The 20,623-nt window shown below is 72.2% G+C and carries 19 protein-coding genes, 1 pseudogene and 1 riboswitch; of the genes and pseudogenes, 7 read left to right on the top strand and 13 right to left on the bottom strand.

Annotation, left to right across the window (positions count from 1 at the left end):
• Positions 1-25 precede the first annotated feature (25 nt).
• From tdh to ACIRS4_RS04445, 7 genes are all read right to left on the bottom strand, one after another.
• Positions 26-1,054, bottom strand: a complete 1,029-nt coding sequence (gene tdh / locus ACIRS4_RS04415; protein WP_404189873.1) for an L-threonine 3-dehydrogenase — start codon at positions 1,052-1,054, stop codon at positions 26-28.
• 190 nt (positions 1,055-1,244) lie between these two features.
• The gene (locus ACIRS4_RS04420; RefSeq protein WP_404189875.1) at positions 1,245-1,814 is read right to left on the bottom strand and encodes a GAF domain-containing protein; all 570 of its coding nucleotides are present in this window, start codon (positions 1,812-1,814) and stop codon (positions 1,245-1,247) included.
• Positions 1,811-2,536, bottom strand: coding sequence for a GTP-binding protein (locus ACIRS4_RS04425; protein ID WP_404189878.1), 726 nt, complete (start codon positions 2,534-2,536; stop codon positions 1,811-1,813). The genes ACIRS4_RS04420 and ACIRS4_RS04425 overlap by 4 nt, the downstream gene beginning before the upstream one ends.
• Complete coding sequence (locus tag ACIRS4_RS04430) at positions 2,514-2,885, bottom strand: DUF742 domain-containing protein (protein WP_404191006.1); 372 nt, start codon at positions 2,883-2,885, stop codon at positions 2,514-2,516. Before ACIRS4_RS04430 ends, ACIRS4_RS04425 begins: the two co-directional genes overlap by 23 nt.
• A gap of 2 nt (positions 2,886-2,887) precedes the next feature.
• Positions 2,888-3,322, bottom strand: a complete 435-nt coding sequence (locus ACIRS4_RS04435; protein WP_402159092.1) for a roadblock/LC7 domain-containing protein — start codon at positions 3,320-3,322, stop codon at positions 2,888-2,890.
• Between the two features lie 68 nt (positions 3,323-3,390).
• A complete protein-coding gene (locus tag ACIRS4_RS04440) occupies positions 3,391-5,472 on the bottom strand; it encodes an ATP-binding protein (RefSeq protein WP_404189881.1) in 2,082 nt (693 codons plus the stop codon).
• Positions 5,473-5,997: 525 nt separating this feature from the next.
• Positions 5,998-6,420 (bottom strand): winged helix-turn-helix transcriptional regulator, encoded by a 423-nt coding sequence (locus tag ACIRS4_RS04445; RefSeq protein ID WP_404189883.1) that lies wholly within the window; start codon positions 6,418-6,420, stop codon positions 5,998-6,000.
• Between the two features lie 116 nt (positions 6,421-6,536).
• Here ACIRS4_RS04445 and ACIRS4_RS04450 point away from each other — a divergent pair, with 116 nt between their 5' ends.
• Together ACIRS4_RS04450 and ACIRS4_RS04455 are read left to right on the top strand one after the other, a co-directional pair.
• Positions 6,537-7,382 carry an SDR family oxidoreductase gene (locus ACIRS4_RS04450; protein ID WP_404189886.1) on the top strand — a complete coding sequence of 282 codons (846 nt, stop codon included), beginning with the start codon at positions 6,537-6,539 and terminating at the stop codon, positions 7,380-7,382.
• A 159-nt stretch (positions 7,383-7,541) separates the two neighbouring features.
• Positions 7,542-8,573: pseudogene (locus ACIRS4_RS04455) on the top strand (MFS transporter); the annotation flags it as partial.
• A 74-nt stretch (positions 8,574-8,647) separates the two neighbouring features.
• Here ACIRS4_RS04455 and ACIRS4_RS04460 read toward each other — a convergent pair.
• Positions 8,648-9,718, bottom strand: a complete 1,071-nt coding sequence (locus ACIRS4_RS04460) for a helix-turn-helix transcriptional regulator (RefSeq protein WP_404189888.1) — start codon at positions 9,716-9,718, stop codon at positions 8,648-8,650.
• A gap of 142 nt (positions 9,719-9,860) precedes the next feature.
• Between ACIRS4_RS04460 and ACIRS4_RS04465 the strand changes: the two genes are divergently transcribed.
• Positions 9,861-10,397: an AAA family ATPase gene (locus ACIRS4_RS04465; RefSeq protein WP_404189890.1), complete on the top strand. Its 537-nt coding sequence runs from the start codon at positions 9,861-9,863 to the stop codon at positions 10,395-10,397.
• Between the two features lie 76 nt (positions 10,398-10,473).
• Here the strand turns inward: ACIRS4_RS04465 and ACIRS4_RS04470 are convergent, their stop codons facing one another.
• Complete coding sequence (locus tag ACIRS4_RS04470) at positions 10,474-11,613, bottom strand: PucR family transcriptional regulator (protein WP_404189893.1); 1,140 nt, start codon at positions 11,611-11,613, stop codon at positions 10,474-10,476.
• 87 nt (positions 11,614-11,700) lie between these two features.
• On the opposite strand from ACIRS4_RS04470, the gene ACIRS4_RS04475 reads away from it, so the two are divergent.
• Both ACIRS4_RS04475 and ACIRS4_RS04480 read left to right on the top strand, forming a co-directional pair.
• A complete protein-coding gene (locus ACIRS4_RS04475) occupies positions 11,701-12,756 on the top strand; it encodes a ferredoxin reductase (protein WP_404189896.1) in 1,056 nt (351 codons plus the stop codon).
• A 7-nt stretch (positions 12,757-12,763) separates the two neighbouring features.
• The gene (locus ACIRS4_RS04480) at positions 12,764-13,882 is read left to right on the top strand and encodes a fatty acid desaturase family protein (RefSeq protein WP_404189899.1); all 1,119 of its coding nucleotides are present in this window, start codon (positions 12,764-12,766) and stop codon (positions 13,880-13,882) included.
• 96 nt (positions 13,883-13,978) lie between these two features.
• On the opposite strand, the gene ACIRS4_RS04485 is transcribed toward ACIRS4_RS04480, so the two are convergent.
• A complete protein-coding gene (locus tag ACIRS4_RS04485; RefSeq protein WP_404189902.1) occupies positions 13,979-15,172 on the bottom strand; it encodes an MBL fold metallo-hydrolase in 1,194 nt (397 codons plus the stop codon).
• Between the two features lie 227 nt (positions 15,173-15,399).
• Between ACIRS4_RS04485 and ACIRS4_RS04490 the strand changes: the two genes are divergently transcribed.
• Complete coding sequence (locus ACIRS4_RS04490; protein WP_404189905.1) at positions 15,400-16,578, top strand: Glu/Leu/Phe/Val dehydrogenase dimerization domain-containing protein; 1,179 nt, start codon at positions 15,400-15,402, stop codon at positions 16,576-16,578.
• A gap of 86 nt (positions 16,579-16,664) precedes the next feature.
• The gene (locus ACIRS4_RS04495; RefSeq protein ID WP_404189908.1) at positions 16,665-17,267 is read left to right on the top strand and encodes a TetR/AcrR family transcriptional regulator; all 603 of its coding nucleotides are present in this window, start codon (positions 16,665-16,667) and stop codon (positions 17,265-17,267) included.
• Positions 17,268-17,362: 95 nt separating this feature from the next.
• On the opposite strand, the gene ACIRS4_RS04500 is transcribed toward ACIRS4_RS04495, so the two are convergent.
• The 3 genes from ACIRS4_RS04500 to ACIRS4_RS04510 form a co-directional block, all read right to left on the bottom strand.
• On the bottom strand, positions 17,363-18,148 hold the full coding sequence (locus ACIRS4_RS04500; protein ID WP_404191008.1) for an SGNH/GDSL hydrolase family protein: 786 nt from the start codon (positions 18,146-18,148) through the stop codon (positions 17,363-17,365).
• Between the two features lie 126 nt (positions 18,149-18,274).
• Positions 18,275-19,000, bottom strand: coding sequence for a DUF6250 domain-containing protein (locus ACIRS4_RS04505; RefSeq protein ID WP_404189910.1), 726 nt, complete (start codon positions 18,998-19,000; stop codon positions 18,275-18,277).
• Positions 19,001-19,178: 178 nt separating this feature from the next.
• Positions 19,179-20,174: a peptidoglycan DD-metalloendopeptidase family protein gene (locus tag ACIRS4_RS04510; protein ID WP_404189913.1), complete on the bottom strand. Its 996-nt coding sequence runs from the start codon at positions 20,172-20,174 to the stop codon at positions 19,179-19,181.
• 4 nt (positions 20,175-20,178) lie between these two features.
• Positions 20,179-20,337: riboswitch (cyclic di-AMP (ydaO/yuaA leader) on the bottom strand.
• Positions 20,338-20,623: the final 286 nt, after the last annotated feature.

Raw genomic sequence — 20,623 nt, forward strand, 5'->3', positions numbered from 1 at the left:
TGAAAGTGTCTCGCCGGGAAGGGAGTTACGCGGTCCAGTCGAGGATGACCTTGCCGCCGCGGCCGCTCGCCGCGTCCGCGAAGGCCGCCTCGAAGTCGCGGTAGCCGTAGCGGCCGGTGATCACGGGGGCGAGGTCGAGCCCGCCCTCGAGCAGCACCGACATCGCGTACCAGGTCTCGAACATCTCACGGCCGTAGATGCCCTTGATCGTGATCATCGAGGTGACGATCCGGGCCCAGTCGACCGGGAACTCCTCGGCGGGCAGGCCGAGCATGGCGATCCGGCCGCCGTGCGTCATGTTGGCGATCATGTCGCGCAGGGCCTCGGCGCGGCCGGACATCTCCAGGCCGATGTCGAAGCCCTCGCGCAGGCCCAGCTCCCGCTGCCCGTCGGCGATGGACTCCCGCGAGACGTCGAGGGCGAGGCTCACACCGATCTTGCGGGCCAGCTCCAGCCGCTCCTCGCTGACGTCGGTGACGACGACGTTGCGGGCTCCGGCGTGCCGGGCGACGGCGGCGGCCATCAGGCCGATCGGCCCGGCGCCCGTGATCAGGACGTCCTCGCCGACCAGCGGGAAGGACAGCGCGGTGTGGACGGCGTTGCCGAACGGGTCGAAGATCGCCGCCACGTCGAGGTCCACGGGCACCCGGTGCACCCACACGTTGGACGCGGGCAGCGCGACGTACTCCGCGAAGGCTCCGTCGCGGCCGACGCCGAGACCGACGGTGGCCCGGCACAGATGGCGGCGGCCGGCCAGGCAGTTGCGGCACTTCCCGCACACGAGGTGCCCCTCGCCGCTGACCCGGTCGCCGACGGCGATCTCCGTGACGTCACGCCCGGTCTCGACGACCTCGCCCACGAACTCGTGTCCGACCACCAGCGGGGTGCGGATCGCCTGGCGCGCCCAGCCGTCCCAGGCCCGGATGTGCAGGTCGGTGCCGCAGATGCCGGTGCGGAGCACCTTGATCAGCACATCGCCCGGTCCGACGGCGGGCTCCGGCACGTCCGCGAGCCACAGCCCGGGCTCCGCCTTCTCCTTGACCAGCGCCTTCACGCTACGGCTCCTGTGGTTAGGTCCCCCGGGGGCCGGGCACGCCGAAGGGGCCGCCGGCACCGGGGAAGGGGTGGAATCCCGTAGCAATCTGCCGTACGGCGCGGGTGCGGTCCATCGAGAGTTTCTTAAGCGGCTCCACAGTTCCGCTTCACACGCCGGCTGCCACCGGGCCGACGCCCCTCACCGCGCCTCACAGAGGGCTTCCGCCGGCGTCCCGCCGTTCCAGCCGGCCGGCGAGGTCGGCGGCGGTCGCCTTGATCGTGTCCAGACCGGTCCTTCCCCAGGCGCGGGGAGCCAGGTCGGCGACGCACACCGTGCCGAGCGCCATGCCGGTCGAGTCGATGAGCGGGGCTCCCAGGTAGGAGCGGACGCCGTACGCGTCGACGACGGGGTTGCCCGCGAACCGCGGGTAGTCGCTCACGTCCTCCAGGACCAGCGCCTTGCGCCGGACGACGACGTGCGGGCAGTAGCCGTGGTCGCGGGGCAGCGTGCGGCCGATCTCGGGCTTGCCGCCGCGGGCCTGCCGGCCGCCGGGCGGGGTGTGCAGCCCGGCGAAGAACTGCCGCTCCCCGTCAGGGAAGTTGACCATGGCGTACGGCGCTCCGGCCAGCTCGGCGAGACGGTCCGCGAAGGCGTCGAGGGCGGGCTCCGGCCACACTCCGAGACCCAGCCGGCGCAGTCTGCGGGCGCGGGCGGGGGCGTCCTTGTCCTCGGGGGTGAGCAGCAGCCGACCGGCCGGGCGCTGCGGGTCGTAGCTCATGAGCGGGCTCCGTCCCCGTGGACGCTCGGCTGGGGCGCCGCCGAGACGTGGGCGATGAGGTGCCGGACGAGGGTGAGCAGGGTCTGGACGCCGGAGGCGGAGATCCGGGCGTCGCAGCGCACGACGGGGACCTGCGGGTCCAAGTCGATGGCCGCGCGGACCTCCTCGGGGTCGTAGCGGTGGGCGCCGTCGAACTCGTTCACGGCGATGATGAACCCCAGACCGCGTTCCTCGAAGAAGTCGACGGCCGCGAAGCACTCCTCCAGTCGGCGGGTGTCGGCGAGGATGACCGCGCCGAGGGCGCCCTCGGAGAGTTCGTCCCACATGAACCAGAACCGCTCCTGGCCCGGGGTGCCGAACAGGTACAGGACGTGCTCGGCGTCGAGGGTGATACGGCCGAAGTCCATGGCGACGGTCGTCTCGACCTTGTTCTCGATGCCGTCGAGGTTGTCGGTGGCGGCGCTGACCGTGGTGAGCAGTTCCTCGGTGCTGAGCGGCGCGATCTCGCTGACGGTGCCGACGAACGTGGTCTTGCCGACCCCGAACCCGCCCGCGACGAGGATCTTGAGCGCGGTGGGGAAGGGCTCGGGACGGTCGCGGAGTTCGTCGTAGGGGGCGGCGTGGGCGGCGCGGGCACCCTGGCCGGCGCGGTTCGGGTCGGGTGCGTCGCGCCCTTGCCGGGCAGCGCGGGCGTCGCTCTCAGAGCTGTCGTCGTAGTCCATCGAGCACTGCCTCCAGTAGGGCCCGGTCGGTGGGGATGTGGTGGTACTCGGGGGGCTTGGTGGTGAGCGCCCCGCAGTCGACGAGGTCCGACAGCAGCACCTTGGTGACCGCGGCCGGCAGCTTGAGGTGGGCGGCGACCTCGGCGACCGGGACGGGCCCCCGGCACAGGTCCAGCGCCTGTGCGTGCTCGGGGCCGAGATAGCCGAGGGGGGTCGACCCGGTGGCTCTCACCTGTGACATCAGATCGAGGGCGACACTGGGCTCGGTCCGGCCGTTGCTGACCGTGAAGGGGCGCACCAGCCGTCCGGCCGCGTCGTCGAGCCAGGGGCCGTCGCCGGCCGCCGCCACGCTCAAGGTCCCGTCACCGACGGTTCGACGGCATGCCGGCGGGGCGCGGTCTCCAGGTAGGGGCGGACGCTCTTGACGAGCATCGCCATCTCGTAGCCGAGGACGGCGGCGTCGGCCTCGCGGCCGGCGAGGACCGCGAGACAGGTGCCGGAGCCGGCGGTGGTGACGAACAGCAGCGTCGAGGCGAGCTCGACGACGACCTGGCGCACGTCGCCGCCGTCGCCGAAGCGGACTCCGGCGCTGCGGCCGAGCGAGTACAGGCCGGAGGCCAGGGCGGCCATGTGGTCGGCGCTGTCGTGGTCGAGGCCGTGGACCGACTTCACGAGGCCGTCGCAGGAGAGGAGGACCGCGCTGGTGGTGTGCGGTACGCGCTGCACGAGGCCGCTCATCAGCCAGTCGAGGTCGGATACATGGCCGGTCGGCGCTTCGCTCGCCATGGTGGATCGACTCCTTGGGGTACGCGGGTCCGCGGGAGCGGCGGGGGTGGGGGTGAGGGAGGTGCTGCTCATCCGGCCGGCGGGCTCCCGTCGTACGGGCCGGTGGGGTACGGCACCTGTCCCGGGGGCGGGGTCGGGGTGGAGTACCGGGGCGTTTGCAGGTCTTCCGGTTCCAGGCTCTGCTGGGCCTCGGCGAGGCCCATGCCGCGCTGGAAGGCGGCCATGAGGCCGGGGTCGTGCCCGACGGGCCGCTCGATGTCCTGCCGGGGGGCGGGGCCGCCGCGCAGCTGGGGCACGATGTGCTCCTGGGCGCGGCGGCGGGGCAGTTGCGGCTTGCCCATGGTGCCGCGGACCGCTCCGGCGCGGGGGGTGGGCGCGATGCCCGAGTGCTCCTCCAGCACGGGCCGGTCGGCGGGCCGGATGCCGGGCACGGCCTCCGCCGGGGTGGGCCGCTCCTCGTGCGCGCCGCGCACGGGCAGCGGAGCCAGACCGTGACCGTCCGGGCGGGGTGCGTCGTGCCGGGCGCCCTGACCCTGAGGCTGCGCACGCGATGCCTGGGGCGGGACGGGGGCGGACACGGAGGGGACGGGACCGTGGGCCAGGGCCGTGTCCGGAGCGGAGAGCGAAGACGGCGGTGGAGCCGAAGCATGAGGCGTGTTCGGCAGGTGGGGCGCACCCGGCGGACGCGGTGGGAGGGCGGGTTGCGTGTGTCGGCTCTGCGCACCTGTCGCCGACGGCGCCGGGCCACGCCCTTGTGCACCGCCTTCCTGCGGCACCGCACCGCGGCCGGCCGCGCCCCCCTGGGACGGCGTCCCGCTTCGCGTGACCACCCCGACCCCCGACGGCATTTCTCCGAGGCCGACCGCGCCTGCCGCCGACGAAGCCCCGGGCTGCTCCCCCGGGGCTCGTGCCGTGCCCTCCGCCCCGGCCTGCGGCAGCCCCTGCGTCGAGCCCAACAGGGCTTGCGGTACGACGAGTACGGCCTGGACGCCGCCGTAGATGTTGCCCTGGAGGCGGACGTGGATGCCGTGGCGGCGGGCGAGTTGGGAGACGACGTAGAGGCCGATGCGGCCGTCGGCGAGCAGGCGGCCGACGTTGACCTGGTCGGGGTCGGTGAGCAGGGCGTTCATCCGGCTCTGCTCATCGACGGGCATGCCGAGTCCGCGGTCCTCGACCTCGACGGCGAGCCCGGAGGTGACGAGGTTCGCGCGCAGCAGGACCTGGGTGTGCGGGGCGGAGAACACCGTGGCGTTCTCGACGAGTTCGGCGAGGAGATGGATGACGTCGGCGACGGCGTGCCCGCGCAGATCCCCGGCGATGGGCGGGACGAGCTTGACCCGCGAGTACTGCTCGACCTCGGCGATGGCTGAGCGCAGCACCTCGGTCATGGAGACGGGGTTGCTCCATTGCCGCCGGGAGACGGCGCCGCCGAGCACCGCGAGGTTCTCGGCGTGGCGGCGGATGCGGGTGGCGAGGTGGTCGACGTGGAAGAGGCCCTTCAGCAGGTCGGGGTCCTCGATCTCGTTCTCCAGCTCGTCCAGGATGGAGATCTCGCGGTGCACGAGGGACTGAAGGCGCCGCGCGAGGTTGACGAAGACCTCCAGCTTCTGTTCGCTGCCGGCCTGGCTGGAGAGCTGGGCCGCCTGGACGACGGCGGCGACGGCCCCGTCGTGGGCGCGGGCGAGATCGGCGGCGAGGAGTTCGAAGTCGTCGGCGTCGCCGGGCGGTCCGCCGCGTGCCTTGCGGGGCGGCGGGGCCTCGCCGCGGCGCAGTGTGTCGAGCAGCGCGCGCAAGTCGGCCTCGCCGCGCGCGCTGTTGCCGCGCAGGGCGGCGATGCGGTCGCTGACGGAGCGGGCGGCGCGGTCGGCGGCCACGGCCGCGACGAGGATGCCGACGGCGGTCACGCCGACCGCGCCGGTGAGGACGGCCCACAGGGTGGGGCTGGGCCGGGCGCCGGTGGAGCGCACGGTGAACAGCACGGCCGCGCAGGCGCTGAGGGCGACGGCGGTCGGCGGGAGCACGGCGAGCCGGACGAGCTGTGGCCGTATGTGTGTCTCGGCCGGCGCGAGTGCGGGTCGGGCGACCGGTCGTCCGTGCCGTCCGCCCTCACGGCGGTCTGCGCGTGGAGCGGGTGCGCCAAGGTGAGACATCGGTGTCCTCGTACTGTCGGTCCGTCGGGCGTGCTCGGCCGCGCGGGTGCGCGTCCCGGGCATGCGCCATCGCGGTGTCGGTCGAGAGGGCCGGGAATTCGGCCGCGCGTCGTCCGACGGACACTCACAGTAGTCGCCAACGCATCATGTGCGGTGGGCAGTTGACAAACTCCCCCGGAGAGGGTCCCGCTCTGGTATGAGGCTTCGCACGACAGACCGATAAGGCCCGCAATGCCCCGTTCCCAGAGCGCACCCAAAGAGCGAGGGAACGATCGACGCCGATCAAAAGTGGTCACTGTCGGTGAGCGGACCCACGCCTAGGCTCCGCCGGTCCGGGCGGGTCCAGCCGGCTGCGTGTGTGATTTTTTTGGGGGGCCGCTGCGGAGCCCGTTCACCGTGGGCCGTCGGGCGCAGCGTCAGCACGGCCGTCATCGCCGCGAGCGCCTCCGCGCTCGACCGCGTAGCAGGGGGTGGACTCGCATCGAGGCGTCGGCGGCGGCCGTCGAGGGCAGCGCAGGGCGCACCTCAGCGCGGCGCCGACACCTGCTCGCCGGCCTCGTCGAACTCCCGCCTGGCCCGCTCGACCTTCCGGAGGTTCTCCGCGGACCACTCGGCGAGGTGGGCGAAGATCGGCGCCAGGCTGCGGCCGAGCTCGCTGATCTCGTACTCGACCCGGGGCGGCACCTCGGGGTGGTACGTGCGCACCACCAGGCCGTCGCGCTCCATCTGGCGCAGCCGCTGGGTGAGCACCTTCGGCGTGATGGTGCGGATGTTGCGCTGGAGCTGGACGAAGCGCTGCCGCCCGAACTCGTTCAGCGTCCACAGGATCGGCGTCGTCCAGCGACTGAAGACGATGTCGACCACCGGGGAGACCGGGCACGCCAGCTCCGAGTCGGCCTTCCCGCCCCGCGTGGTGGCGCCGCGCATGGCGCCGGTGCTGCCGCCCATTCGAACCCTCCAGGAAGTCACTTTCCTCTAGGTACCTACTATACGGACGATGCTAGCGTCGCGGACACCGCCCGGCCGGGCCAACTCTCCTTCTTCCACACGACTTTGGAGTTGTCATGATCGTTGTCACCGGAGCTTCCGGAAACGTCGGCCGTCCGCTCGTCGAGGCGCTCACCACGGCGGGCGAGAAGGTCACCGCGGTGTCCCGCAGTCCCCTCTCCCACGACCTTCCGGAGGGAGCGTGGCACGTCCGCGCCGACCTCGCCGATCCCGCCACCCTGGCCCCCGCCCTGGACGGCGCGGACGCGCTGTTCATCCTGCTGGCCGGCGAACTGCTCGGCGGCGGCGCACCCGCGGTCGAGGTCCTGGCCGCGGCGGCGGAGGCCGGCGTCCGGCGTGTGGTGCTGCTCTCCTCGCAGATCAACGGCACCCGCCCGGACGCCCTCTCGCACGGCCGGCTCCGGGAGTTCGAGGAGGCCGTACGCTCCTCGGGCCCGGACTGGACGATCCTGCGCCCGGGCGCCTTCGCCTCCAACGCCTACGCCTGGATCGAGACCGTGCGTACGCAGCGCGCGGTGATCGCCCCGTTCGCCGACGTGGCGCTGCCGGTCGTGGACCCGGCGGACATCTCCGCGGTCGCCGCCGTGGCCCTGCGCGACGAGGGCCACCTCGGACAGACGTACGAGCTGACCGGCCCGGCCGCCGTCACCCCGCGCGAGCAGGCGGCGGCGCTGGCGGAGGCCCTCGGCGAGCAGGTGGGCTTCGTGGAGCTGACCCGCGATCAGGCCCGCGAGCACATGGCGCGGTTCATGCCCGAGCCGGTGATCGACGGCACCCTCGACATCCTCGGCGCGCCGCTCCCCGCCGAGCAGCGGGTCAGCCCCGACGTCGAGCGGATCCTCGGCCGCCCCGCCGGCTCCTTCGCCGGATGGGCCGAGCGCAACGTCCACGCCTTCAAGTGACAACGGCGGCCTGACCGGCCCCGGCGCCTCGCCGTCCCCGTGGACGCGCATGCGCGGGGCCGGGAGCGCGGGTCGGGACAGCCTCCTGGAGCCGGACCTGTCCATCCCGGCACCACTTCACTGACACAAGGTGTCAGCGAACCTCTGGACAGTGGTGCCATGATCCTCAGCCGCCACTCCCGCCGCGCCGAGCTGCTGCTTGTGCCCGCTGCCTTCGCCACCGCTCTCGGCAACAATGTCCAGCTCATCGTCGGGGCCCTGCTCATGATCAGGGAGCAGCGGACCATGATGGCCGTCGGCTGGCTGTTCATCGCCGTCGCCGGGCCGCAGGCGCTGCTGTCGCCGTTCTTCGGCCGGCTGGCCGACCGCTTCGACCGGCGGGCCCTGTGGATCGGCTGCGATGTGACCAGCGCGGCGCTGGCCCTCGGGCTGCCGCTGTGGCTGGCCTGCGGCGGCGCCCCGGGATCCGGGATCTACATGGCCAATCTGGCGCTCGCCGTGGTCGGCGCCCTGTTCTTCCCCGCCAGCTCCGCGCTGATCAAGGAACGGATTCCGGCAGACAGGCTGCGGCGGTTCAACGCCCGCTACGAGATGGCGACCCAGGCGGGGATGCTGCTGTCGGCGACTGCCGGCGGGCTGTGCGTCCAGGCGTTCGGCGCCGTGCCGCTGCTGGTGTTCAACGCCGGGACTTTCCTGGTCTCGGCGCTCTGCGTCGCTGCGGTGGGGCGTCGCCCGGTCCGGGCCCTGCCGGCCGGAGTCGCCCGGGAGCCGGGGCCGGTCCTGGCGGCCGCGCGGGGGCCGCTGCGGATGCGCCGCTTCATCCTGCTCTACGCCCAGGGGAGCGTGGTCGTCACGGTCTTCAACGCTCTGCTGCCCACCGCCGTGATCGGTGAACTCCACTTGGGCGCAGGGACGTTCGGTGCCGTGGACGCTCTCGGGTGCCTCGGCTTCCTGCTGGCCGCCGGCGCCTACCGGATCGTCAGCAGACGACGTGCGGACCTTCGCATCGCCGTCGCCGGCTTTCTGCTCTGCGATGTCTGCCTGGTACTGCAGAGCCAGTTCGGGATCGCCGGATACCTCGTCGGGGTACCACTGGGCGCGTTCTTCTTCGGGCAGGCCCGGATCGCCTCCCGCACCATGCTGATGACCTCGGCCGACGAAGCCTCGGTGGGCAGGGCCTTCGGGCTGGCGAACGGCGGCGGGCTGGCGGCTACGGTCGGGGTGATGTTCCTGGTCGCGACGGTCACCGACCACAGTGACACGCGCTACGGCTTCGGGGTCCTTGCCGCCCTCGCGCTGCCGGCGACCGTGTCCGCCGGACTGCTGCTGAGGTCGCCGGCCCCGTCCCGGCCTGATGGGTCCGCTGGTCGGTACCGGTCGAGCACGGCCGCCGCCATCCGCGCGATCTTGCAGCGCAGTTCCTCGGGGGCGAGCACCTCGACGTCCGGCCCCAGTGACAGCAGTACGGGTACCGCCAGGTCGACCGATTCCAGCGGTACCGTCGCTGTCACCCAGCCGTCGCCGTCCGGCGGGCCCACCGAGGCTTCGACGGCGCGGACCAGTGCCGCGTCCAGGCGGTCCGGCAATGCGGCGAGCAGTGCCGGAGCGATCCGGAGAGAGGCCTGAAGCCGCAGCCTGCGGGCGTCGTAGGCGGTGAGGTAGTCCTGCCAGTGGGCGGTCAGGTCGAAGCCGTCGGGGCGCTCGAAACCGTCCTCCCCGACGTCCAGGCGGAGGATCGACGACACCCGATAGGTCCGCACAGCTCCGTGCACCGCTGCGACGAGGTACCAGACGCCCGCCTTGAGGACCAGGCCGTAGGGGTCGAGTTCGCGCTCGACCTCCTGCGGCTCGGCCCAGCGGCGGTAACGCACCTGGATTCGCCGCTGGTTCCACACGGCGTCGGCGAGCGCCACGAGAGCGGGCGGGGAGTCCTGTTCCCGGTACCAGCCGAGAGCGTCGAGGTGGAAGCGCTCTCGGATCCGGTCGGCTCGGTCCCGCAGTGGGGTCGGGAGCGCCGCGGTCAGTTTCAGCTGTGCCGCCGCGAGCACCTCGCCCAGTCCCAGGTCGTCCGCCGCACCGGGCAGCCCGGCCAGGAACAACGTCTCGGCCTCGTCGGCGTGCAGTCCGGTGAGCCGGGTCCGGTAGCCGCCGAGCAGTTGGTAGCCGCCATGGTGCCCGGCGTCCCCGTAGACCGGAATGCCCGCGCTGCTGAGTGAGTCGATGTCCCGGTAGACGGTCCGGGTCGAGACACCCAGCTCCTCCGCGAGTTCGTCGGCCGTCAGCCTGCCCCGGTTCTGCAGCAGGAGAACGAGGGAGAGGAGCCGGGCCGCGCGCATGAACCGATCATGACAGGTCCGGGCTCTGTGGGCTCGCCTCCTCGGGGGCATGGAGTCAGTCCCCGCACAGATCCGCCCGGCCGTGCCCGCCTGTCCGGCAATCACCCGACATCGCCCGATCATGTTCAGTACCGTCGAGTCCGTGATCGTATGGCTCAACGGCACCCACGGCGCAGGCAAGACGACGACCAGTGCGCTCGTGCAGCAACTGATACCGCAGTCACGGGTGTTCGACGCCGAGAAGGTCGGCGAGACACTCATGGACATCACGCCGGGGCTGCCCACGACGGACAACTTCCAGCACTGGCCGCCGTGGCGGCCGCTCGTGGTCGAGACCGCCCGACGCGTCCTCGAGTACACCGGCGGCACCCTGATCATGCCCATGACGGTCCTGGTCGAGCAGTACTGGCGCGAGATCAGCTCGGGCCTCGCCCAGCATGCCGTTCCGGTCCGGCACTTCGTCCTCCACGCCGATCAGGACACCCTCCGCGGGCGTATCGCGGGCGACACCGTCGTCGGCCCCGACTCCCCGTTCCGTCTCCAGTACCTCGCGCCCTACGCCGAGGCGGCGCGCACGTGGCTGCACGCCGAGGCCGAGGTCGTCGACACCACACACCTCACACCCGCCCAGGCCGCCCGGCGGATCGCGGAGGCCGTCACGAGCGAAGGTCCCGGCTGACTCGCATCCGCGACCACCTGACCGCCCGGATCTCCGAGGCGGAGCCCCGGCCCGGCCGCACCGCCGGTCAGCCGTTTCAGCCGCCCCGAAGACCGACCGCCAGCGTCAGTTCGAGGACCCGGTGGGGCGACGCGAGATCGGGGAACAGCTCCCGCAGTTGCGACATCCGGTACCGGACGGTCTGGGGATGGACGAACAACGCCGCCGCCACCTCGTCCCGCCTGCCCTGGTGCAGCAGCCACGCCCGCAAGGTCTCCTCCAGCCGCCGCGCGGTCGCGGCGGGCAGGGTCCGCAACGGCGCGAGGGCCCGGGCACGCAGGTCCGCGAACGCGTCCACGTCGGCGCTCAGCACCAGCTCGGGCAGGTGGTCCTCGGTGTCGTGGATATCAGCGGAGAGGGAGCGCGCGCGTACGGCTCGTTCGTACGAGGCGGACGCACGAGTCCATGGCCGGGCCGGACCGACCACTGCGGTGCGGTCGGTCAGCTGCCGCAGGAGATGCGGTCGGTCGGCGTCGGGGACGAGCAGCACACCGGTGGCGTCCGGCAGATCGTCCAGGACGAGGGTGCTCGGGTCGAGCCCGCGGTAGGCGGGCCGGGCCTGGGCGGCGGGCAGCAGGACCGCGGTCAGCGAGACCGGAGGCTGCCACCCGGCCCGCTGAGCGGAGGCGAGCAGCACGTCCGGGCTCGCGCCGGCGAGGAGGTCGCGGGCCAGGTGTTCCAGGTGGCGCTCGTGGTCCCTGCCCCGGGCGGCCAGTTCGTCGGCGTGGCCCGCGGCGCTCGCGGCGGAGAGCTCGTCGATGTAGGCGAAGGTCAGTTCGGCGAACTTGGCGACCTCGGCGGCGGGCAGACCCGCCGGCACGGCACCCGCTGCCAGGCATCGCCAGGCCACGCGGGCGCCGACCCGGTATGCGCTGAGCAGCGCGTCCATCGAACGGCCGTCGCGCACCTCGCCGCGGCCCAGCTCGTAGGCCGCGTCACCGGCGTCACCGCCGGTGGCGTTCCCGCTCGCGAGGTCCAGATAGTGCCCCAGGGCGGTGCGGACGGCTCGGCGGATCGTGGCGCCCATGTGACCCGAAAGGGCGTTGGCGTAGGGAGGGACCTCGTCGATGATCGCCTGAACGACCTCGTCGGCGGTGGTCTTCAGCGCGGCCCTCAGTGCGGTGACCGTCGTCTCATCAAGGGCCAGTTCGCTGGCTCTCCGGATTGCATGGCTCACGTTTTTGTTCCCTGCGAACAATACAGCCGACCAGATTTATGTCTTTCGGTCAGGACTTTACGCCTTGAGGCACAGCAAGCTGGAGTCATGACGAGTGCAACCCTCCGCAGCAGGGCCTGGAAGCTGCTGGAGATGGTCACGACGCCGGTGCTGCCGTCGGACTACCTCGACCTGGTCAGCCCGCTGCGTGCGGGCGCCGACCTGCGTGGGCGCATCGAGGCCGTGCACCCCGAGACGGGTGACGCCGCGACCGTCGTGATCAGGCCTGGACGGGGCTGGCGCGGCCACACGGCCGGTCAGTACATGCGGGTCGGGGTCGACGTCGACGGGGTGCGCCTGTGGCGTGCCTACTCCATCACCTCGCCGACGCACCGCCAGGACGGCCGCGTCACGATCACCGTGAAGGCGATCCCGGACGGCAAGGTCAGCAACCACCTGGTCCGCAAGGTGAGACCGGGCACGCTGATCCAGCTCGACCAGGCGACCGGTGACTTCGTGCTGCCGCAGGCCAAGCCCGCCAAGGTGCTCTACCTGACGGCCGGCAGCGGCATCACGCCCGTGATGGGCATGCTGCGCGACGCCGAGTTCGACGACGTGGTCATGGTCCACTGCGCGCCACGGCCGCAAGACGTGATCTTCCGCAACGAACTGCACGACCTGGTGGCGGACAAGAAGCTGCGGCTCACCGAGGTGCACACCGACACGGACGGCATGCTCGACATCGCCCGTCTCGACGAACTCGTGCCCGACTGGGCCGAGCGCGAGACCTGGGCCTGCGGGCCGGCGGGCCTGCTCGACGCCGCCGAGGAGCACTGGAGCGGGCACGGCGTCCTGGAGCGCCTGCACACCGAACGCTTCCGCCCGAGCGTCGTCGTCGCCGGTGACGGCGGCGAGGTCACGTTCAGCGACAGCGGCAAGACCGTCGACGCGGACGGCGCCACGCCGTTGCTGGACGTCGGCGAAGAGGCCGGCGTGCTCATGCCCTCCGGGTGCCGCATGGGCATCTGCTTCGGCTGCGTCACGCCGCTCAAGGCGGGCGCCGTCCGCGACCTGCGCACCGGCGAGATCACCGAGGCCGAGCCCGGCGTCCTCATCCAGACCTGCGTGTCCGCCGCGGCGGGCCCGTGCGACATCGAACGGTAGGAGCACCTTGACCGCCATCGACCCCACCGCCCACCTGACCGCGGAGCAGATCGAGGAGCTCGGCCGTGAGCTGGACGCGATCCGCGACGAGGTGATCGCCGGCCGCGGCGAGAAGGACGCCGCCTACATCCGCAAGGTCATCTCGGCGCAGCGCAAGCTCGAGCTGGTCAGCAGGGGCGTGCTGCTGTTCTCGATCTTCCCGCCCGCGTGGGTGATCGGCACCGCCGGTCTGTCCGTGGCGAAGATCATGGACAACATGGAGATCGGCCACAACATCCTGCACGGCCAGTGGGACTGGATGCGGGACCCGAAGATCCACTCCACCACCTGGGAATGGGACCACGTCTCGCCGGCCGACCAGTGGAAGCATTCGCACAACGAACTGCACCACGCGTACACCAACGTGATCGGCAAGGACAACGACCTCGGCTACGGCATCATGCGCGTCGACGAGGACCAGAAGTGGCACCCCTTCCACCTCGGCCAGCCGCTGTGGAACTTCATCAACGCCTGTTTCTTCGAGTACGGCATCGCGGCGTACGACCTGGAGCTCGGCAAGAACCTGAGCAAGCGCCGCCGAAAGAACCCGGAGTTCCGCGCGCGGGCCAAGGCCGTGGGCCGCAAGATCCGCAAGCAGGTGCTCAAGGACTATGTGATCCACCCGCTGCTGTCGGGCCCGTCGTTCCTCCCCACGCTCGCCGCCACGTTCACCTCGAACCTGGTCCGCAACATCTGGTCCCACTCGGTGATCATGTGCGGGCACTTCCCCGAGGGCGTGCAGGTCTTCGAGCGCCGGTCGATCACGGGCGAGACACGCGGCCAGTGGTACCTGCGCCAGATGATGGGCTCGGCGAACATCAGCGGCAGCAGAGCCATGCACTTCATGACCGGCAACCTGTCGCACCAGATCGAGCACCACCTGTTCCCGGACCTGCCGAGCAACCGGTACGCCGAGGTCGCGGTGAAGGTGCGCGCGCTGTTCGAGAAGTACGAGCTGGAGTACGTCACCGGGCCGCTGCCCAAGCAGGTCTTCTCCGCGTGGCGCAAGGTCTTCCGGCTCTCGCTGCCGAACAAGAAGCCCAAGGTCACGACGCCGGACCGCGAGCGGGAGCTCGTCGCTGCCTGACTCGGCGGTCCGTGAGCGGCGGTGCCGGCGAAGCGGGACTTCTCGTCGGGACGCCCGGCCCGCGGACCGTCTCGCCGAGCTCCTCCCCGCCCGGCGTCACCGCTCACCCGCGAGGTCGAGGTCACCCCTGTCCGTCTCGGCCGCACCCTCAGCGCGCCGGGGACGGCGCCACGGACGGGCGATCGGGCCGGACACCGCCTGCCACCACGCCTCCGCCGGAAGCTTCCCGGCCGGCTCGAACGGCTCGCCCGGGCGTGGGAGCGCCACCGCCTGACCGGCCTCCTCGGCGGCGTCCTTCGTCCACTCGCCCGGCTCCGCCCAGGCGTGCATCGCCAGGTTGAAGGTGCCCCAGTGGATCGGCAGGAGTACGCCCGTCGGCTCGCCGCCCTGGAGGTCGAGGTGGGCGCGGACGCCCTCCTCGGGGGTCATGTGGATGTCGGGCCAGAACTCGGAGTACGCGCCGATCTGGATCATCGTGGCGTCGAAGGGGCCGTGTGCGGCGCCGATCTCACGGAAGCCGTCGAAGTAGCCCGTGTCGCCGCTGTGGTAGACGCGGTGCTCGTCGCCGGTGACGACCCAGGAGGCCCACAGGGTGTGCTGAGTGTTGCGCAGGCCCCGGCCGCAGAAGTGGCGGGCCGGGGTGGCGGTGAGGGTGAGTCCGCCGACCTCCGTCGTCTCCTGCCAGTCCAGCTCGCGCACCCGGTCCGCCGAGACGCCCCAGTGTTCGAGGTGGGCGCCCACGCCGAGCGGCGCCGCGAACAGGGTGTCGGTGCCGGCCAGGGCCTTGATCGTGGGCAGGTCCAGGTGGTCGTAGTGGTCGTGCGAGATGACGACGACGTCGACCGGGCCGAGGGCCGCGAGCGGCAGCGGGGCGGGGTGCAGCCGCTTCGGGCCCGCGAAGGGGAAGGGGGAGCAGCGCTCGCCCCACACCGGGTCGAAGAGCACCCGGTGTCCGTCGATCTCCGCCAGCACGCTGGAGTGGCCGAGCCACGTCAGCCGCAGGCCCGTCGGGGCCGGCTTGGACAGGTCGGCGACGGTGGTGGCGTGCACGGGGAGGGTGCCGGCCGGGGCGCGGCGGGTGCGGGTGTCCTTGTCGAGGAACGCCTTGGCCAGGTCGAGTGTGGAGCCCGAGGGGCGGGTGCGCGCCGGACCGCCGGGGTTGCGGAAGACGCCGTCGGCGAAGTGGGGCGATCTGCGGATGCGCGCCAGGCGCTCACCGCTCGGATCCGCGCCGAAGGCCTCGGGCCGGAGCGCGCGAAGCCCTGAGCGCGGGGAACGGGAACCGGCCACGGTACCTCCAGGGTGGAATCGCTGAGGGGTTCCATTATGGTCGGCCCCCTCGACAACGCCGGGGCCGACCCCGGCGCGGGCGCCGCTTCGACGCGAACGCTCCTACCGCGTCGACGCACAACGCCCGCACCGCGTCGACACCGGCGCCCCGCACCGCTTTGACACGGCGTTCCCCCAGTCCCGATACTGACCTGCCGTTCAGTGATGGCCCAGGCCGAGGAGCCCGTATGACCGCCCCCCTGCTGTCCCTCACCTGGACCGACGACGTCACCGGCCGACAGGGCTTCCTGGTCGTCGACCGGCTGGTGCGCGGCGTGTGCAGCGGGGGTCTGCGGATGCGGGCGGGCTGCACCCTGGAGGAGGTGACCGGCCTCGCCCGCGGCATGAGCCTGAAGGAGGCGCTGCACTACGACCCCGAGGCCCGTTACGTCCCCCTCGGCGGCGCCAAGGGCGGCATCGACTGCGATCCCAGGGACCCTGAGGCGTACGGGCTGCTGGTGCGGTACCTGCGCGCGGTGCGGCCGTACATCGAGAGCTGCTGGACCACGGGGGAAGATCTGGGGCTCACGCAGGACGTCGTCGACCGGGCCGCCGTCGAGGCGGGTCTGGTGTCGTCGGTGCAGGCCGTCTATCCACTGCTCGACGACGAGGAGGAGGCCCGGCGGCGGCTCGCCGACGCCTTCGCCGTCGAGGTGGACGGCATCGGCCTGGACGAGCTGGTCGGCGGCTGCGGGGTCGCCGAGTCGGTGCTCACGGCGCTGGACCGCGCGGAAGTGCCGTACGCCGGGACGCGGGTCGCCCTCCAGGGGCTGGGCACCATGGGCGGGGCCACGGCCCGCTTCCTCACGCGCGCGGGGCTGAGGGTGGTGGCCGTCGCCGACGTCAAGGGGACGATCGCCAACCCCGAGGGCCTGGACGTGGAGGCGCTGCTGGCCGCGCGGGACGCGTACGGCACCGTCGACCGCGCCGCCCTGCGCCCCGGCGACCGTGAACTGCCCGGCGACGCCTGGCTCTCGGCGGACGTGGAGGTGCTGGTGCCGGCGGCGGTGTCGTACGCGATCGGGGTCGAGGAGCAGGAGCGGATCACCGCCCGGTGGATCGCCGAGGCCGCCAACATGCCCGTCCTCGCGGCGGCGGAGGAACCGCTCCACGCGCGCGGGGTGTGCGTGCTGCCGGACGTCGTGGTCAACTCCGGCACCAACGCCTGGTGGTGGTGGACGCTCTTCGGCGACATCGGCGCGGACGCGGACGAGGCGTTCGCGCACACACGCCGCTCGATGCGGGCGCTGGTCGAAGACGTCCTCGCGCGCGCGGAGAGCGACGGCACGACCCCTCGCGCCGCCGCCCACGCCCTGGCCGCCCAGCGCCTGCCGGCGATCACACGACGGTTCGGCGGTCACCGCTGAGGCGGGGCGCACGGGTGCCGGGGTGGGCGTCCGAAGGGGCTGTGAGCACGTCGGCGCAGGTCGCGGGGGGTGTGTAGGGTTGCCGCGTGGCGAGAGTCCGATTGAGTGTGGCCGAGCGGCGTGAGGAGTTGCTGCGGGCGGCCATCGAGCAGATCGAGGCGCGGGGCGTCGCGGCGGTCAGGATCGCCGACGTGGCCGGGTCGCTCGGGGTGAGCAACGCGCTCGTGCTCTACCACTTCGAGACCAAGGAGAAACTGGTCGCCGCCGCCTTCGCGCACGCCGCCCAGGACGATCTGGCCCGGCTGCGCAAGCTGCTGGGCCGCCGGGCCACGGCCCTGAGCCGGCTGCGGTCGGCCGTGCGCTGGTACGCGCCCACGGGCCAGGCCAAGGGCTGGCGGCTGTGGATCGAAGGCTGGGCGGTGTCACTGCGCGAGCCCGCGCTGCGGGAGGTCGCGCGTGATCTCGACCGGCAGTGGAAGGCGGCGCTGGCGGAGGTGATCGCCGAGGGCGTGGCCGCGGGCGAGTTCCGCTGCCCCGACCCGTCCGGCACCGCCCTGCGCCTGACGGCCCTGCTCGACGGTCTCGCCGTACAGCTGACGTCCTACCAGGGCGCGGTGTCCCGGGCGAAGGCCCACGACTGGGTCGAGGAGACGCTCATCCGGGAACTCGGCCTGCCGACGGGGAGTTGAGCGGCCGGAAGCGTCCGTGTGGACGCCCCCCCGCGCACGGTCGGCCGCGCGGAGGGACCGCTCACGCCGACGCGGTCCCTCCGCCGGACGGCCCCTCACGCCACCGATTCGATCCACAACTTGATGTCGTCCGGCGACAACGCGCCCTTGGCCGTGATGTGGTCCCCGGAGGACTCCCCGCGCAGCCTGCGGCCGATCCACGGCACGAGGTACTCGCGCGCCCACTGCACGTCGTCGCGGCGGACGTCGAGGGCGCCGCGGGGCGGCAGCGGCGGCCAGGGCTGCTCCGGGTCGGCCGGGACCTCCAGGCCGAGCGCCTGGCCGGCGCGCAGCGCCACGCGCGTGTGCCCCTCCGGGGAGAGGTGGAGCCGGTCGTGGTCCCAGGCCCGCCGGTCCTGCACGGACCTCAGCGACCACAGGTCCAGCACCGGACAGCCGTAGCGGTCGGCGACGGCGCGGACGTGCCCGTTGTACGTGGCGATCTTGCCGCGCAGGTGCTTGAGGACGGGGACGCCACGGGTGTCGAAGCCGGTCGTCACCATGACCGTGCCGCATACGGCGGTGAGTTCGGCGATCGCCCGCTCGAACCGCTCGGCCACCTCGTCCGGGTCGGTGCCCGGACGGAGGATGTCGTTGCCGCCCGCGCAGAAGGAGACGAGGTCGGGCGCGAGTTCGACGGCCCTCGGCAACTGGTCGGCCATGATCTGGTCGAGCAGCTTGCCGCGCACCGCGAGGTTCGCGTACCGGAAGTCGCCCTCCGGCCGCCGGTCCGCGAGCAGTACCGCGAACCGGTCGGCCCAGCCGACGAACGCCCCGTCGGGCCCGGGGTCGCCGACGCCCTCGGTGAAGCTGTCCCCCACCGCCACGTACGACCCGATCACTGATCTGCTGTCACTCTTCGAATCGTCTGCCACAACCGTGCATGATTCACCTTCGAATGTGACCTACGCGACCGTAGGCAGGGGTTGACTGGCGGTGAGAAAGGACACTCTTAAAGAATTTGCCAATCAAGGAATAAGGGACCACACGCGGAAGTCGTTGATGCGGAAGTGGCTCCACGTGGTGCGGAACGCGAAGTGCCCGCCGGTGTAGGGCTCGGGGTCGGTGTGGTCGAACACGAGCCGCCCGTTGTTCCACCACTGGACCGTGGAGCCGTCGGAGACGATGCGGACACGGTTCGGCTCGCCCGCGACGAGCAGCGGCTCGCTGTAGTCGTACAGCAGCGGCCGCTCTCCCGGCCGGCCGACGTAACGGCGCATCCGGGTCGTGGTGTTGGAGTTGGCGCCGTAGCCGACGTAGTACGTCTCGAGGTGGTCGTACTCCGCGAGGGCGCCGCCCCTGGACGTGGCGAAGAGGTCGTCCGGGGAGCGGACGTCGACGGCGTTCCAGAAGTTGTTGAGGTCGGAGACGCGGTCGTTGGCCCCGCCGGCGGAGACGGGGGTCGCGGTGTACTGAAGGACGCACGGTCCTTCGAGCCGCTTCCGGTACCAGATCGTCGCGCCGGCGGGCACGTCCACCTCGAGGGTCCCCCGGGAGGCGGCGACCGTGCCGCCCTTCTCCAGTTCCACGGCCCATCGGCACAGGCCGTGCCGGAAGTCGTCGTGGGCGACCAGCCGACGGCGCCGGGGCGCTCGGCCGTCGACGGGAGCGGCGTTCGCGGTGACCGCGGGGGCGATCGCGGCGAGGGCGGCGCCGGCGGCCAGGGCGCCGAACGCTCTGCGCGAGGTCGTCATGGGGGAACGGCTCCTTTGTGACGCGCGGAGTACGGCGGACAGCGCGGGTAAGCGCTTGCCCGCCGAGGGGCGGAGCTCACTGTGCCCTCGCTCCGCCACCGCTGTCGACACCGCGGGAGCCATGCCACGAGACCGCGATACGACGATCAGGGACTCGCGGCGGCCGCCGGGCCCCCTCTCAGCCGACGGAGACGCCGTGCGAGCGGAGGTAGGCGACCGGGTCGACGTCGGAGCCGTAGTTCGGCGTGGTGCGGATCTCGAAGTGCAGGTGCGGCCCGGTCACGTTGCCGGTCGCGCCGGAGAGGCCGATCTGCTGGCCGGCGAAGACGCTCTGGCCGGCCGAGACGGAGAGCGCGGAGAGGTGGGCGTACTGGGCGTAGTAGCCGTCTGCGAGCCGGATGACGACCTGGTTGCCGTACGCGCCGCCCCAGCCCGCGGAGACGACCGTGCCCGCGCCGACGGCCTTGAGGGAGGTGCCGGTCGGGACGACGAAGTCGACGCCTGTGTGGTAGCCGCTGGACCACATGCTGCCGGACATCCGGTACGGGGTGCCGACGGCGGGGTTGGACACGGGGAGGTGGAAACCGGAGACGTTGCCGCCGCCGTGGGCGCTCTGCCCGGCCGACGCCTTCGTGGCGGACTTCGAGGAGTGCGAGGAGTGCGACGACTTCGAGGACGCCGAGGACTTCGAGGCGGACGACTTCGAGGAGTGCGCGGAGCGCGAGCTCTTCGACGCCGTGTCACCGGCGGAACCGGCGCTGCCCGCGGAACCGCCCGCCCGCTTGCCGATCGACAGCTTCAGACCGGGGTGGATGAGCGAGGGGTCCTCGCCGACGACCTCGCGGTTGTCGGCGTACAGCTTCTGCCAGCCTCCGCGCACGTGCTGCTCGTCCGCGATCCTGGAGAGGTAGTCGCCGGACCGGACCGTGTAGGTCGTGGTGTTCGCCGCGGCCGGGGCGTCGGTCGCGGCCGTGCGCTGCGCGACCGGAACGGTCTGCACGGGCTTGTCCGAGACGGAGGAGACGGACTGGGCCGCCGACTGGGCGGGGGCCGCGTGGGCGCCGGCGGCGCCGATGAGCGGGAGGGCGAGAGCCGCGCCGCCGGTGCCGGCGGCGGCGATGGAACGGCTGAAGCGCGGGGCCTTGGGACGGCGGTGCTTACCCTTCGCGGGCATGGCGGGTTCCTCTCCGGCGCCTGCGAGGTGAGCTGTCGGGTGCGGGCTGGAGATGCCCGGCCGCGCCGGAGCGCGGCTTTACCCCAAGCCTGTTCCGGAGACCGGAACAGGCGGTCGTGCCTGTGGGTCCCCCGCTCCTGCCGTGGACGGGTGAGTGTCTGCGGGTTCCGGTCGGCGGCAGGATTCGGCGTCCGTCCGGATTGGCGTGAAACGTAAGCGACTGGGACACGCGGCGACAAGCGAAGGTTGCGCCGGTGACGCCCTCGACGTGATCCGCTGCGCCGCACTCCCGTCACACTGCGTGCACCAGGTGACGGATTCTGCGGAAACACCCATGAAAACTCCATGAATTACGTGAACATGACCAACGACGCACGGTCACGAATATGACGCTGCTCACGCCGCACCGCTCCAGCGCCCCTTATTTCAGACCGAGTTGAATGAAGGAC

Source organism: Streptomyces sp. NPDC101166 (assembly GCF_044768125.1).
In the GTDB taxonomy this organism is placed as follows: Bacteria; Actinomycetota; Actinomycetes; order Streptomycetales; family Streptomycetaceae; genus Streptomyces.